Source organism: Sphingomonas pruni NBRC 15498, from assembly GCF_001598455.1.
Taxonomy (GTDB): Bacteria; Pseudomonadota; Alphaproteobacteria; order Sphingomonadales; family Sphingomonadaceae; genus Sphingomonas; species Sphingomonas pruni.
The window spans coordinates 1-14585 of the sequence record NZ_BCYZ01000042.1; the positions used below are offsets into that span (position 1 = coordinate 1).

Genomic DNA, 14585 nt, shown 5'->3' on the forward strand with positions numbered 1-14585 from the left:
TGATTGGTGGGGATCAACCCATCCTCTTGAGGACTAGATCGTCAACGTGACCCCTCGGCGGCCGTCATGATCGACCAGGTTCCCCGCTCCATTATTGACGATCAGCGACCGAGTCTCGTTCGGCGGCAGCAACAGGGTGATACTGGTGTCGCCCCAGGTACCGGGGCCATCGCGGAGCACATCAACGACAATCCGCGACGATTCCGCCCGGCCGGTCAGGTGCCAAATATCGACCGGTCCGTCGCCGTCGCCCGAATCCTCGACCGCGGACCAGCTGAAAGCGCCGTCGCGTGGCGGGAACAGCCACACGCCGCGGCGATAGGGCTCGGGCCGCCATCCACCTTGAGCGAGATCGACCAGCATCGCCGATCCGGCGCGTGCGAGCAGCGGCGGAAGCCCATCGAGCGGCGCGCCGAGGGTGACGGATGTCCCGCCGGCGATCCGCTGCCCGCTCCATATATCGAGCCATTCGACGCCCGCGGGCGGGCGCACGGTTCGCGTCTCCGCGCCTTGTTCCATCACCGGCGCGATCAGCAGGTTGGGCCCGAGCAGATGCTCGTCATTCTCCTCCCAGGCGACAGTGTCTTGGGGGAAGTCCAGCCAGGTCGGCCGCACCATCGGCGCATAGTCCGAATGATAAGCGTGCAGCAGATCGTAGAAGAAGGGAATCAGCGTCTGGCGGAGCGCCATCAGCCGGCGGATCGCGGGCAGCGCTTCGGGGTACATCCACGGCTCGTTGACGGTGCGGTCGTCGTTCCAGCTGTGGATGCTGAAGCGCGGCATCAGCACGCCAGCCTGCACCCAGCGGATCAGCAATTCGGGCGACGGCGCGGGCCCGGCGAAGCCGCCGACATCGTGGCCGCAGTTGGACACGCCCGACAGCGCCAGCCCGATCGACTGGCGCGCATTGTAGCGCAGCGACTTCCACTCGGTCAGGTTGTCGCCGCTCCAGGTCTGGGCATAACGCTGCAGCCCGGCCATGCCCGATCGCGTTACGGCATAAGGGCGACGGTCGGGCAGGGCCTCTGCCTGGGCGCGGCGCGAGGCGCGCGTCATCAGCAAGGGCTGGACCGGGCGCATTTCGGCGGCCGCGTGGGGCTGGCCGAAGCCGGCGAACCGGGCGCGCGCGTCCCAGATCTCATATTCGTTATTGTCGTTCCAGGTCGCGACCATCCCCTTGTCGAGCAAAGCGCTCCTGACCTCATCGCGCCACCATTGGGCGGCGCGCGGATTGGTGAAGTCGATCTGGCTGCCGACTTCGTCCCAGAATTGCACCTCGACCGGGGTGCCGTCGTCATAGGCGACGAACAGGCCCTCCGCGGCGACCTCGTCATAGCGCGGATGGCTGCGCAGCAAGGCCGGCTTGATATTCGGCACCAGCTCGACGCCTGCTTGCGCGTAGCTTGCCACGAACCCGGCCGGATCCGGGAATTTGTCGGTGTTCCAGTTGAACACATAGCGCTTGTCGCCAATCGAGGTGTAGCCCGACGACAGATGGAAAGAGGTGCAGCCGATATCGTGCTCGGCCAGCTTGTCGAGAAAGCCCGCCATCTGCGCCGCGGCGTCGGGCGCGTCGGTATAGCTCATCGTCGACCCTGAGTAGCCGAGCGACCAGCGCGGCATCAGCGCGGGCCGGCCGGTCAGCCAGGTGAAGCGGCGAGTGACGGCCAGCGGATCGGGGCCGGCGATCATCCACAAATCCACATCGCCGGCCTCCGCCACCATGTGGCGGTACCAGCCGTGATAATTGTCCATCTCGCGCCCGAAGTCGAAATGCACATCCGCGGTCGTATCGTAGAAAGTGCCGTGGCAGCGGCCGTCTGCGTCGGCGACCAGGACGTAAGGGATCGACTTGTAGAGTGGATCGCTGGTCTCGGCGTCATAGCCCATCGCGTCGAGATTGGTCAGGCGGAAGCGCCGTCCGGCACGGTCATTGTCGCCGCCTTTGTCGCCAAGGCCGTAGAAGCGCTCGCCCGGCCGGCGGGCGACATAGTGATGCGCGCGGCCGTCCCACCAGCCGAAATCATAGGCCTGGGTCGGACGGTCGGCGGCCATCAGCCGCCACGTATCGCCGTCGCGCTGTTCCCAGGTGCAATAGAGGCCATGCAGGCGGACGCTGACGCGGAGGCGCGCGGTCTCGACAATGATCCGGTCGTCACCCTGCTCCAACTGGAAATCGGGACAGGCGAAGCCCGCGACATCCAGCCGGTCGCGCCCGGGCTCGGCGATGTCGGCGGCGCCCGGCGCGATCGCCCAACTCGGCGGGCTCGTCACCTCGCCATCGGCGAGCAGCAACAGCCGAATGATATCGTACTCGAGCACGAACAAATGCGCGACCGCGCCGGTATCGGCGGCGAGCGTCAGCCGGCCCGGAGCCCGTTCGGTCAGCGCGAACAAGGGCGGGTCGGACAGTAAGGCGCGTCTCATGAGCGGGCTTCCATTTGCGGGAGAGACAAGCGGCGGACAAAGGCGATCAGAACGGCGGCCCCGATCAGATCGAATATGCCGAGTGCCGCAAACAAGGGTGCGTAACCGACGCGATCGGCATATTGCCCGATCAGGAACGTGAAGAGCAGCCCGCCGACCCAGCCTGCCTGTCCGACAAAGCCATTAGCGGTGCCGACTTCCTCCGGCGTGAAGACGTCCGCGGACAGCGTGTTGATCAGCACCGAGATCATCTGATGCGCGAACCCGCCGATGCAGAACAAGGCGATGGCGACATAAGGGCTGACAGCGAGCCCGATGCATCCGGGCGCGATCATCAATACCGCGCCTAGGCTGATCCCGAGCACGCGCGAGGGTATTAGGTTGACGTGGAAGCGCTTCATGAAGAACGGCGAAAGATAGCCGCCGAGCACGCCGCCGAGATCCGCCGCCAGGAACGGCAGCCACGCAAAGGCTGCGATATGCGCCAGATCCATGTGGCGCTCGGTCGCGAGATAGAGCGGTATCCAGAAGCTGAAGGTTTGCCAGGCCGGTTCGGCAAGGAAACGCGGCACCGCGATCACCCAGAAGCGCGCGGAAGACAGGATCTCGCGCGCGCTCGCCTTTCGGGCGGGGATTTTGGGGCGATCCTCTGCGATCATCGCCTGCTCGCGCGGCGTGATCGCGGGATGCTCGGTCGGCGATCGGTAAAAGGCATACCATGCCGCCGCCCACACCAGCCCGACCGCGCCGGTCACGATGAAGGCCAGCCGCCAATTGCCCCATAAGGCGACCGCGACGACGAGCGGGGGCGCGATCAACGCCCCAAGCGAGGTTCCGGCGTTGAACCACCCCGTCGCGATCGAGCGCTCGCGGGCCGGAAACCATTCGGCGATCGCTTTCATGCCGGACGGGATTGCCGCCGCCTCGGCCAAGCCGAGCAATCCTCGGAAGAAGGCAAGGCTGATCCAACCACCGGCCAGCGCGTGGAGCATATTGGCGGCGGACCATGCGATCCCGAAAAATGCGAACCCGGCGCGCAACCCGAACCGGTCGACGATATAGCCCGCGATCGGCTGCATCACGGTATAGGCGAACTGAAACGCCATGACGACGTAGCTGTATTGCGCGGTCGAGATCGACATCGACGTCTTGAGCTCTGGGGCGAGCACGCCAAGCGAATTGCGCGCGAGGTAATTGGCGATTGTGCCGGCGCAGATCAGCGCGACGATCCACCAGCGCAAATGCGGTATCCGCTTCACGATCCTCTCCCCAGCCCGCGGCATTGTCCGCTGGCAAGCGGCGTAGCGCCTCTGGCGGTATTTGTCGAGATTGGTCAGGCCAGTTCGCGGACTGGCTAATAAGTGGCCAGCCAGGCGCTCGAGCGCCATGCACTTGCCGTGCAAACCGACGCTCCGCTTGACCGGCTCGATTAATACTTCAATTAGATTAATGTATCGAGCGGACGGCTCGGCGCGGTTGGAGACAGCTTGATGGGCACGCCGAAGGAACGCGTCAACTGGAACGCGGTGGGCACTGCCAGCCTGGGCGGTTTGCTGTTCGGCTTCGACACGGCGGTCATCTCGGGTGTCACCGAGGCGCTGCGGGGCGTGTTCGGGCTGAGCGCGATCGGGCTTGGGACGGCGGTATCGGCGGCATTGGTCGGGACGCTGGTCGGCGCGCTCGGGGCAGGCAAGCCGGGCGACCGATACGGTAGCCGGGCGGTGCTGATCTGGATCGCGATCGCCTATATCGTCTCGGCTTTCGGCTCGGCGATGAGCTGGAATCTCGCGGCGTTCGTCGCCTTTCGCTTCCTCGGCGGCCTGGCGATCGGCGGCTCGTCGGTGCTCGCGCCGGTCTATATCGCCGAGGTGAGCCCGGCGGCGCGGCGCGGATTCCTGGTCGCGCTGTTCCAGCTGAATGTCGTGATCGGCATCCTGGTCGCCTATGTCAGCAATTTCGTGATTGGTCGGTTGGTGACCACCGATCTGGCCTGGCAAATGAAGCTCGGCATCGCGGCCCTCCCGGCCATCCTGTTCCTCATCATGTTGCTGCGCATCCCGCCGTCGCCACGCTGGCTGGCGCAGCGCGGGCGCGACGAGGAAGCGCTGGCGGCGATTGCCCAGCTCGGGATGGGCGACCCGCTGACGATCATCGCCGAATTCCGCAGGGATCAGGTCGAGGCACCGGATGCCCGGCTCAGTTGGGCCGCTTACCGCAAGCCGATCCTGCTCGCGATCGGCGTCGCCGCGTTCAATCAGCTCTCCGGGATCAACGCGATCCTCTATTATCTCGGCCATATCTTCGCCGCCGCCGGGTTCGACCGGCTATCCTCCGACCTGCAATCGGTCGCGATCGGCCTCGCCAATCTGCTGGCGACCTTTGTCGGCATGACGGCGATCGATCGCGCGGGGCGCAAGCCATTGCTGCTGATCGGCGCGGCGGGCACCGGGATTGCATTGGCCGCGGTGGCGGCGATCTATTCGACGGGGCAGGGGCAGGCATTGCTGCTTCCCGCGTTGATCGGCTTTATCCTGTTCTTCGCGATTTCGCAGGGTGCGGTGATCTGGGTCTATCTGTCGGAGATTTTCCCGACCGCGGTGCGTGCGCGCGGCCAGGCGCTGGGCAGCGCCACGCATTGGGGAATGAATGCGCTGATCGCGTTCGGTTTCCCGGTGGTAGCGCGGTATACCCAGGCAGCGCCCTTCTGGTTCTTCGCCGCGGCAATGGGCGTGCAATTCCTCGTCGTCTGGCGCTTCTTCCCCGAGACGCGCGGAGTGGCGCTGGAGGCGATGGACGATGCCATCAACCGACCCCGCGCAAAGGCGGCGTAATGGCCAGAATTGAAACCATTATGGGGATATTCCGCATTGGCGTTCTGGGCCGCGGCCAGCTAATTCGTATGACTATGCTCATGGTCGTTCGTCGCAGCGAGATTCAAGAAGGAGTGGGGATCAGCCGCGCTCGGGCAATAAGGATGCACGGATGACCCAGCCAACGACCCGTCTAAGGCTCTCCGGCACCAATCTGGAACGCGCCGCCGACCATAATCAGCGCGTCACGCTCCATGCCATCCGTATCAACGGCCTGCTGACCCGGGTGGAACTCGCTGCGATTACCGGGCTGACCGCGCCAGCCATCGCCAACATCACCAAGCGCCTGCTCGCAGATGGCTTGATCGTGGAGGCGGGTCAGCGTCGCGGCGGGCGGGGCCAGCCGCCGACCAAACTCGTCATCAATCGCGATGCCTGCCACTCGATCGGCGTCAATATCGACCGCGACCATATCACCATCGTGCTGGTGAATTTCGCCGGCGAGACCCTGGCGCGCGTCTCAGAGGAAGTGAATTTCGCGCTGCCGGATCATGTCCGCTCGCTCTATCGGCGGTCGATCAAGGAGATGATGCGATCGGCGGGGGTCAAGGAGTCGAGCCTGGTCGGTCTAGGTGTCGCGGTGCCAGACGACCTCGGCCTGGTCGATCTGCCCGGGCGTCCGGCTGCTTATGCCAAGTGGGACAAGATCGACATGAGCGATCTGTTCGACAAACCCTTTTCGCTGCCGGTCTTCGTCGAAAACGATGCCGCCGCGGCGGCCATGGGGGAAATGCAGCTCGGTCTCGGGCAGAAGCACAGCACCTTCTTTTACATCCTGATCTCGTCGGGGCTGGGCGGCGGCCTGGTGATCGATGGCGCCTATTTCCGCGGTGTCGATGGCCGCAGCGGAGAATTGGGCTTCATGCACGCGCCCGGCAGCGGCCCGCGCGACCAGATCCAGAATCTCGTGTCGCTGTCGGGTCTTGCCGGACAGCTCGAGCGTGACGGCCTTGGTCTGGCGGACGTCATGGGGGTGGAGAAGCTGTCGCTTGCGGCGGAAAAGTGTGTCGACCGTTGGATCGCCCAGGCGGCCGAGCAGCTCTATGTCCCGCTCGAAGCGGTCAACTGCCTGATCAATCCCGGCGTCGTTCTGGTCGGAGGGCGCTTGCCGAGCGCCATCGTCGAACGGCTGGCGGCACGGGCGTACGATCTGTTGCGCGAAAAGGCGACCAACGTTCCGGTGATCGCCCCAGTCGCGCGCGCTGCTTTGTCGGACGATGCGCCTGCGGTCGGCGCCGCGATCCTGCCGTTCAGTCATTTTCTGCTGCCCAAGCCCGGTGCCTTATGGAAAGTGCCGGCCGCCGGCGACGCCGGCGGTCCAGCGATCCAGCCCGCGCGCTGATCCCGATCGACACGCAAGGCCGTGTCGATCCAATCCTGCCTCACCGGCCCATAAAGCCTGTCATTCGCAAGCGTTTTTCGCCACCTAATTCAATTGACAAAATGTTTAATTTAATCGACGGTGCCGCTCGGCCCCGTCGTAGACATAGCCAAATGGGGTCGTCGCCAAGGGGCAATAATAGCTCCGAGAATCAGGGGAGGTACCGTGGGTATCCGCCAAACGCTTCCGCAGCCGGATGGGCAGGGCCGTAGCACCCGCCTGTTGCTATTGCCGCTCGGTCTATCGATCGCTCTGTCGGCGGCCGCCGTCGTCAGCGCGCAGACGGCGCCCGCCAAAGCCCCGGTCGACGAGGTCAATCCGCTGGTCGGCACCGCGCCCCTCGATCGCCCCGATCTGATCGGAAATGCGCCGCCGCCGGGCGAACCCGTTTATTCGGGCCAGACCTCGCCGGGCGCGCGCTTGCCGCACAGTTCGGTCGAGGCGGCGCCGATCAACAACAATATCGCGCTGTCCTATCCGAACGGCGTCGAGGTCCCTTATTACTACACCAACCCGACGATGATCGGATTTTCCGGCGGTGGGGGCGCTTCCTATGGCGGCCGGGCGGAGCCGATCATCATGCCGGTGGTCGGTGACTGGTCGGTGCCCCCGGCCTATTCGCAATCCTATTATGACAAGTCGCGCGAGATCGCGTCGCCCGGCTATTATTCGGTCTATCTCGGCACGTTCCGGACGACGGCCGAACTGACGGCCACGCAATGGGCGAGCCTGATGCGGTTCACCTTCCCGCAAAGCGATCGGTCGAACGTGCTGATCAACTTTCCGGAGCATGGCGGCGATGTCGAAGTCGTCGGCAACCAGATGGTGCGGGGCGTGTCGAAGGATAGTAGCGGCGCGGACGGCGCCTATTTCGTCGCCATATTCTCGAAGCCGTTCGCCAGCCTGGGGACGTTCAGCAAATCGCCCGGCGACGCCAAGGGCTGGGGGATCGGCGACAAAAGAGTCGAGCCCGACCAGCGCAAGATTTCCGGCAGTTTTGCCGGCAGCTACGTCACCTTTCGCACCAAGGCCGGCGAGACGGTGCTGATGAAGATCGCGCACGGCACCAGCTACGCCCAGGCCGAACAGCGTCTGCGCGACGAATTGCCCGGTTGGGATTTCGATCGCGTGCGCGGCGCGGCGCGCAGTGCCTGGTCGAAGCTGCTCGATCGTGTGCAGGTGACCGGCGGGACGCCCAAGCAGCGCACGCTGTTCTACTCGACCTTGTTCCAGTCGTTCGCCAGCCCGCGCCTGGTCGCCGCCAAGGGAGAGAAGTTCACCGACACCAACGGCAAGGTGCAGACCGCGACGCACGACCGGTACAGCCCGGTGCCGTTTTGGGATACCGGCCGCAACCAGATCGTCCTGCTCGAGCTGATGGAGCCGGAGACGATGCGCGACGTCATGCAATCCGAGCTTGATATGGCGCGCGAGCAGGGATTCATGAATACGTCGTTCCACGGCGACAATGCGGTGTTCATGTATCTGGGCGCGTGGGAACGCGGCATTCCGTTCGACTATGCGGCGGCGTACGAATATCTTCGCAAGAACGCGACCGATCCCGCCGGCCCGCGCCACTATCTCGCCGAATATGACAAGAATGGCTGGATCGCGGACGTAGTCCCCGACCACAATCCCAGCCCGCCTTATGCCGGCGGCAAGGCAGGCGCGGCCACCACGCTCGAATATGCCTGGGACGATTTCGCGATGGCGCAATATGCCAAGCGGCTCGGGAAGATGGACGATTACGCCTTGTTTCTGAAACGGGCGCACAATTACGCTAATGTGTTCGATAAATCGATCGGCTTCGTTCGCGGGCGGACCGCGGGCGGCAAGTGGATCGCGCCGTTCGATCCCGGCGAGCCCTATTACAACTTCATGATGAAGGAAGCGTCGGGCTGGTCGACCTTGTGGCTGGTGCCGCATGACGTCAACGGGCTGGCCAGGTTGCTTGGCGGGCGCCAGGCGTTCACCGCCAAGCTCGATCGGTTCTTTTCGACGCCCTATAATCCCAAGGGGATTTGCCGCGACTGTACCGGGCTGATCGGCCAATATGTCCAGGGCAACCAACCCGACCAGCAGGCCGCTTATTATTACGACTGGGGCGGCCAGCCGTGGAAGACGCAGGCGCTGACTCGCCGGATCCTTGCCGAAATGTATGGCAGCGATGCCGCGGGTTATGGGTATCCCGGGATGGACGATCAGGGCGCGACATCGTCCTGGTACGTGCTGAGCGCGATGGGATTCTATCCGGTCGATCCGTCGAGCCAGAATTACATCATCGGCAGTCCGATTTTCGACGACGTCAAGCTCCAGATGGGCAACGGCAAGACGTTGGAGGTCGAGGCCAGGAACAATTCGGCCGCGAACATCTACATCCAGTCGGCGACGCTCAACGGCCGGCCATGGACCAAGCCGTGGTTCAGCCATGCCGACATCCGGAACGGCGCCAAGTTGGTGCTGACCATGGGGCCGATGCCGAACAAGACTTGGGGCGCGGCGCCGGCCGACGCGCCGCCATCGATGTCGCCCATGCCTTGACCGCCTATCGTTTTGCCTCCGTTTCCCCTCCCCCCCTCGACGGAGGCAAGAGCCCAGGGCTGCGCCAGCCTGCGCGCCCTGGGCTCACTTTTGATCGCTACCCTGGGTCCGACCTCCGAGGAGAACTGCCATGCACACGCTGATCGCAGCAATCGCGTCGATGATCCTGGCGATGAGCGCGATCGACGCTCTGGCGCAGACCGCGCCGGCGGGCGATAGCGTCTATACCAGCGACCTGATGACCCGATGGGGCAGGGAGGTAACCCCCGATAACGCCTGGCGCAGCTATCCCCGGCCACAGCTGAAACGTGATCGCTGGCTCAATCTCAACGGCCTGTGGGACTATGCGATCACCAAGGATTCGGCGCCGCAGCCGATGCGGATGGATGGCCAGATCCTGGTGCCCTATCCGGTCGAATCGAAACTGTCCCGCGTCGCCCGCAAGGTCACGCCCGACGACCGCATCTGGTATCGCCGCAGCTTCACCGTGCCGCAGGATTGGGCCGGCGAGCACGTCATGCTCAATTTCGGCGCGGTCGACTTCGCCGCGACGATCTGGGTCAATGGCGCCGTCGTCGGGTCGCACAAGGGCGGCTTCGATACGTTCGGTTTCGACATCACCGACTATCTGAAGCCGGGCCGGAACGAGTTGGTGGTGCAAGTCGCGGATCCGACCAGCGCCGGCACGCAGCCACGCGGCAAGCAGATCCTCGATCCCTCGGGCATCTGGTACACCGCGGTCAGCGGCATCTGGCAGACGGTTTGGCTCGAGCCGGTGTCCAAACTCCACATCGAGGACGTTCGCGCGACCCCGGACATCGATAGGGGCGTGGTCGATATCGCGGTTGCGCTGAGCGGCTGGGCGAGCGACACCGACGCGGTAAAGTTGACCGCGAGCGCGGGCGGAAAGGTGATCGCGTCGACAGTCATCCGTGCCAATCGCCGCGCGACGCTCCCTATCCCCGATGCTCGCTTGTGGTCGCCCGATGATCCGTACCTTTATGACCTGAAGGCCGAACTCGTGACGGTCGCCAATCCCTATGCCGGACAGGATGAGCGCGATCGAAAGGCTTATGACGCTCGCTTTACCGAGGGCGAGGATCGGACCTATGCCGCGGCACGCCTGGCCGGCGCGCCGCGCGATACGGTCGACACCTATTTCGCGATGCGCAAGATCTCGATCGGCCCAGGGCGGGTCGCGGGTCAGCCGGCGATCCTGCTCAACAACAAGCCGCTCTTCCAAAACGGGACGCTCGACCAGGGCTGGTGGCCCGACGGCCTCTATACTCCGCCTTCCGAAGAAGCGATGAAGAGCGACCTGGTCTTCCTCAAGAAGGCCGGCTTCAACATGCTGCGCAAGCATATCAAGGTCGAACCGGCGCGCTATTATTACGACGCCGATCACCTCGGCATCCTCATCTGGCAGGACATGCCGTCGGGCGGCGGCGAGGACCAGTTCGTCACCGGCACCAGCAAAAGCCAGGCGGTGCTGTCGTCTGATGCGATGGCCGAGAACCAGAACGAACTCGCCGCGATGATCGGCGATCTGCGCGCCTTTCCCTCGATCGTGATGTGGGTGGTCAACAATGAGGGTTGGGGACAGTACGATTCCGCGACCCTGGCCCGCTACGTTAAGGGCATGGATCCCAGCCGGCTGGTCGATGCCGATAGCGGGTGGCTCGACGTCGCGCCCGGCGCCTCGGACGTGTTCGATATCCACACCTATGAGGACGTGCCCAATACGCCGGCGCGCCAGTCCGCTCGCGCGATCGTGATCGGCGAATATGGCGGCATCGGCATGCCGGTCGCGGGCCATATCTGGCGGCCGGGCAAGAAAAATTGGGGCTATCAGGTCGCGACTGGCGAGCAGGATTATCTCGCCCGGTTCCGGCGCAAGATGTCGGGCGTCATCCGCGCCGCGCGCGAGGATGGGCTGAGCGCATCGGTCTATACCCAGACGACCGATGTCGAGGACGAGATCAACGGCCTGCTGACCTATGATCGCGCGCGCTCCAAGGCATCCCCGGAAGCCCTGTCGGTGATCGCCGCCCCGCTCCGGAGATTGTCGAATGAGCGGTAATATACTGAATCCATAAGATAAAAACGCGCATTTGCGGTGAAGGGCGAGCCGCGCCCGAGCGGGAAAAATTGCGCCGGACAATTTAATTGACAAATTGCTTTTTATATTCTGAATTGCGGCGCGACAGGTTGGCGGACGGGCTTCGAGCCCGGCCACCGCGCCGAACGAAAAGAAAAACGGAGGGCGCCAACGCCCTCGCTCAAGGAGAGGGAAGATCCATATGAACATTCGTCACATCGATCTGTGCCGGGGGACAGCGTGCACTCGGTCGCGGGCCAGGCTGATTCGCGATCTCATGCTGACCGCCGGCGCGGCAATCGGTTTCTCGGGCGGTTTATCCGGCATCGCGCAAGCGCAAACCGCACCCGCCACGCCCGACGCTGCCGCCCAGCCCGCAGATCCCCAGGATGGTCAGTCGGGCAGCGAGATCGTCGTTACCGGCTATCGCCAGTCGATCGAGGCCAGCTTGCGGACGAAGCGCGAGGCCAATGCCTTTATCGACGTCATCACTGCCGAGGATGTCGGCAAATTCCCCGATAAGAACGTCGCCGACGCGCTGCAGCGCGTGCCGGGTGTCATCATTTCGCGCGACGGCGGCGAGGGCTCGCGGGTCAGCATACGCGGCCTCAATTCCGACCTCACGCTGACCGAGCTCAACGGCAATTTCATCGCCGGTACCGACAGCGGCGATCCGTCGCGGTCGTTCAACTACCTGCTGCTGCCCTCGAGCATGATCGGCAGCGTCGAAGTATACAAGTCGCCCGAAGCGCGGCTCGACGAAGGCGGGGTCGGCGGCACCGTCATCCTGCGCACGCGGCGTCCGCTCGACCTCAAACCCTGGTCGGGGTTCGTCTCGGCCGAGGGGACCGACGCGGACGTCACCAAAAAGGTCGAGCCGCAGCTGACCGGCCAGATTTCATGGCGCAACGAATCCGGCACGATCGGCTTTTTGGTCGGCGGTAGCTGGCAGAAGCGCACCAACCGCGAGATGGGAGGGTCGACCGAGAGCTGGCAATGGTGGACCGATGGCGGCCGCAACGGGAAGCCGGCGACCGACGTCAACGGCAACGTGCTGCCCAATCAGGACGCGGTCACCTATTGGTCGGAGGACAAGGCCCCGACGACGCGATCGGGTCAGCATTATAACGGCTATTGGGCGCCGCAGTCGGTCGACGAGGACATCACCACCGACAAGCGCGAGCGCATCGGCATCCAGGCGACGATCGACATCAAACCGTTCGATAATCTGCGTCTGACCGCCAATTATTTCCGCTTCCAGCTCAACCGCACGCAAGAGGACAACGTCCTGAAGATCCCCGAATGGGGCTATGGCAACTTCTTCACCGGGGCGAAGTTCGACAAGAGCGGCACGGTCATGGAATCGGCGACCTTCGAGGTCCCGCCGGCCGGCCAAGGCTGCTCGGCCAACACCCCGATCTGCACGATGGAAACGCCGCAGCTGTCGGGCATCTATCAGCGCGAGAAGCAGATATCGAACACCTACGACCTGCACGGCGACTGGAATCTCGGCCATCTCGCCGTGTCGTTCGCAGTCGGCAAGACCAAGTCGACCGGCGGTCCGTCGCAGCAGATGAAGGTCGCGGTGAAGCCTCGCCTGACCGGTACCGTCACGCAGAACGGCAACTTCCTGAGCAGCTGGGACTTCAGCGGCGGTGACCTGGGCATGACCTTCTCGCCCGACGTGCAGAAGAATCTCCTGGCCGGCATCGCCCAGGTCGATACGGGATCGACCGGGTCGGGCTATACCAACAGCAGCATCGAGCAGCGCTACGCCCAGATCGACGTGACGCGCACGTTCGACGATTTCTTCATCAGCTCGATTCAGATCGGCGGCAAGTGGCGTGACGGTCGCGTCCAGCGCTCGACCGGCGAGCAGGATTGGTATGCCGATCCGGCCACGTTGCTGCGCTTCCAGGACACGCCGCAAGGTGCGGTGGCGCAGCCGTCCTTCTTCTACAGCAACCCGATCACCAATATCCCCGGCGGGTTCACGGCGTCGTCCTATCCGGCGATCAACATGGCCAGCTACCTGAACTACCTCAATTCGACCTACGGTCCCGCCGTGAAGGTCCCGCAGCCGCAGAATCTCTACAGGATCGGGGAGAAGATCTGGGCTGGCTATGCCCAGCTGAACTTCAAGTCGGGACCCGTCCGCGGCAACCTGGGCGTGCGCGTGGTGAATACGAAACAGTCGGGCACGTCGACCGATACGCTGTATTTCGAGAACGACTATTGCGTCGACGGCCCCGGTGGCCCGTTCGATCCCAACCGGCCGATCGGCCCGGACGGCAATTGCCAGGTCATTCCGCAGAGCCAACGCGAAGTCCGCGTCTACAGCCCGAACAGCGAGTCGAAGAGCTATACGAACGTGCTGCCGAGCTTCAACATCTCGTGGGACGTCACGCCGAACCTGTTGGTCCGCGCAGCGGTTTCGAAGGTCGTCGCTCGTCCCGCCTATAACGACCTCGGTTCGGCACGCTCGCTAACCTTCCACTCGGACGCCTACACGTTCGATCGTGCGCAGTTCGGCGAACGGGCCGGCTGGTCGGGCGACGGCGGCAACTTCAACCTCTCGCCCTTCTCCGCCTGGGCGTATGACATCGGTGCGGAATGGTATTTCCACCCTGGTTCGGTGCTCGGCGTGGCCGCCTTCCGCAAGGACGTGAAGAACTTCGTCGTGCCGCTGGTGCTCGACCTGAACCAGGAAGTGCAGGGACAGACCGTGCTGGTCCAGTCCTATTCGACCCAGGCGAACGGCTCGAGCGCCGTGTCGGAAGGCGTCGAAGTCTATGCACAGCACACACTGTCGTTCGGGCTCGGTGCGCAGGTGAATTTCACCTACAATCACACCTCGGTCGCCGACGTCTCGCTCGACGGGAAGAAGATCGGCACGTCGCCACTGGTCGGCAGCGCCAAGACGCAGTGGAATGCCTCGGTCTTCTACGAAAAGGGTCCGGTGCTGCTGCGGGCGTCTTACAATCGGCGCGGCGAGCGGGTGCAGGGTCTGGTCTCGGGTCTGAACGTTTATGACGATCCGTATCAGCAGGTCGACCTCAACGCCTCGTTCGAAGTGTTCCACAACTTCACGATCACCGGCGCGGTGATCAACCTCACCAAGGAGACGGAACGCTCCCATCTGGGGAACGACACCACCGCGCGCTATTATTCGTCGCGTTATACCGGCCGCCGCTTCTATCTTGGCGCCGCGTACAAGTTCTGATCGATCGTAACCGGGACGGCGGTTTACTCTCCGCCGCCGTCCCAA

Annotated in this window: 7 protein-coding genes; 5 read left to right on the top strand and 2 right to left on the bottom strand. The window is 64.0% G+C overall.

Translation table 11 applies throughout. From position 1 onward, the window contains the following. Positions 1–33: 33 nt before the first annotated feature. Both SPR01S_RS13070 and SPR01S_RS13075 read right to left on the bottom strand, forming a co-directional pair. A complete protein-coding gene (locus tag SPR01S_RS13070; RefSeq protein WP_066590285.1) occupies positions 34–2427 on the bottom strand; it encodes a glycoside hydrolase family 31 protein in 2394 nt (797 codons plus the stop codon). After that, entirely contained in the window at positions 2424–3710 is a 1287-nt protein-coding gene (locus tag SPR01S_RS13075) for an MFS transporter (protein ID WP_066590286.1), read from the bottom strand. Before SPR01S_RS13075 ends, SPR01S_RS13070 begins: the two co-directional genes overlap by 4 nt. Positions 3711–3917: 207 nt before the next feature. Between SPR01S_RS13075 and SPR01S_RS13080 the strand changes: the two genes are divergently transcribed. The 5 genes from SPR01S_RS13080 to SPR01S_RS13100 all read left to right on the top strand — a co-directional run bounded on the left by SPR01S_RS13080 (position 3918) and on the right by SPR01S_RS13100 (position 14540). Next, on the top strand, positions 3918–5258 hold the full coding sequence (locus SPR01S_RS13080; protein WP_066590287.1) for a sugar porter family MFS transporter: 1341 nt from the start codon (positions 3918–3920) through the stop codon (positions 5256–5258). Positions 5259–5409: 151 nt separating this feature from the next. After that, positions 5410–6639, top strand: a complete 1230-nt coding sequence (locus SPR01S_RS13085) for an ROK family transcriptional regulator (protein ID WP_066590288.1) — start codon at positions 5410–5412, stop codon at positions 6637–6639. 204 nt (positions 6640–6843) lie between these two features. Continuing rightward, positions 6844–9219 (top strand): GH92 family glycosyl hydrolase, encoded by a 2376-nt coding sequence (locus tag SPR01S_RS13090; RefSeq protein WP_245661996.1) that lies wholly within the window; start codon positions 6844–6846, stop codon positions 9217–9219. A 130-nt stretch (positions 9220–9349) separates the two neighbouring features. Beyond that, positions 9350–11299, top strand: coding sequence for a glycoside hydrolase family 2 protein (locus SPR01S_RS13095; protein WP_218016756.1), 1950 nt, complete (start codon positions 9350–9352; stop codon positions 11297–11299). Positions 11300–11519: 220 nt separating this feature from the next. After that, complete coding sequence (locus SPR01S_RS13100) at positions 11520–14540, top strand: TonB-dependent receptor (protein WP_066590289.1); 3021 nt, start codon at positions 11520–11522, stop codon at positions 14538–14540. Positions 14541–14585: the final 45 nt, after the last annotated feature.

What these genes read in the sequence shown, in the direction of transcription:
- SPR01S_RS13070 (WP_066590285.1), bottom strand. Translation starts at nt 2,427, where the DNA reads ATGAGACGCGCCTTACTGTCCGACCCGCCCTTGTTCGCGCTGACCGAA.
- SPR01S_RS13075 (WP_066590286.1), bottom strand. Translation starts at nt 3,710, where the DNA reads ATGCCGCGGGCTGGGGAGAGGATCGTGAAGCGGATACCGCATTTGCGC.
- SPR01S_RS13080 (WP_066590287.1), top strand. Translation starts at nt 3,918, where the DNA reads ATGGGCACGCCGAAGGAACGCGTCAACTGGAACGCGGTGGGCACTGCC.
- SPR01S_RS13085 (WP_066590288.1), top strand. Translation starts at nt 5,410, where the DNA reads ATGACCCAGCCAACGACCCGTCTAAGGCTCTCCGGCACCAATCTGGAA.
- SPR01S_RS13095 (WP_218016756.1), top strand. Translation starts at nt 9,350, where the DNA reads ATGCACACGCTGATCGCAGCAATCGCGTCGATGATCCTGGCGATGAGC.
- SPR01S_RS13100 (WP_066590289.1), top strand. Translation starts at nt 11,520, where the DNA reads ATGAACATTCGTCACATCGATCTGTGCCGGGGGACAGCGTGCACTCGG.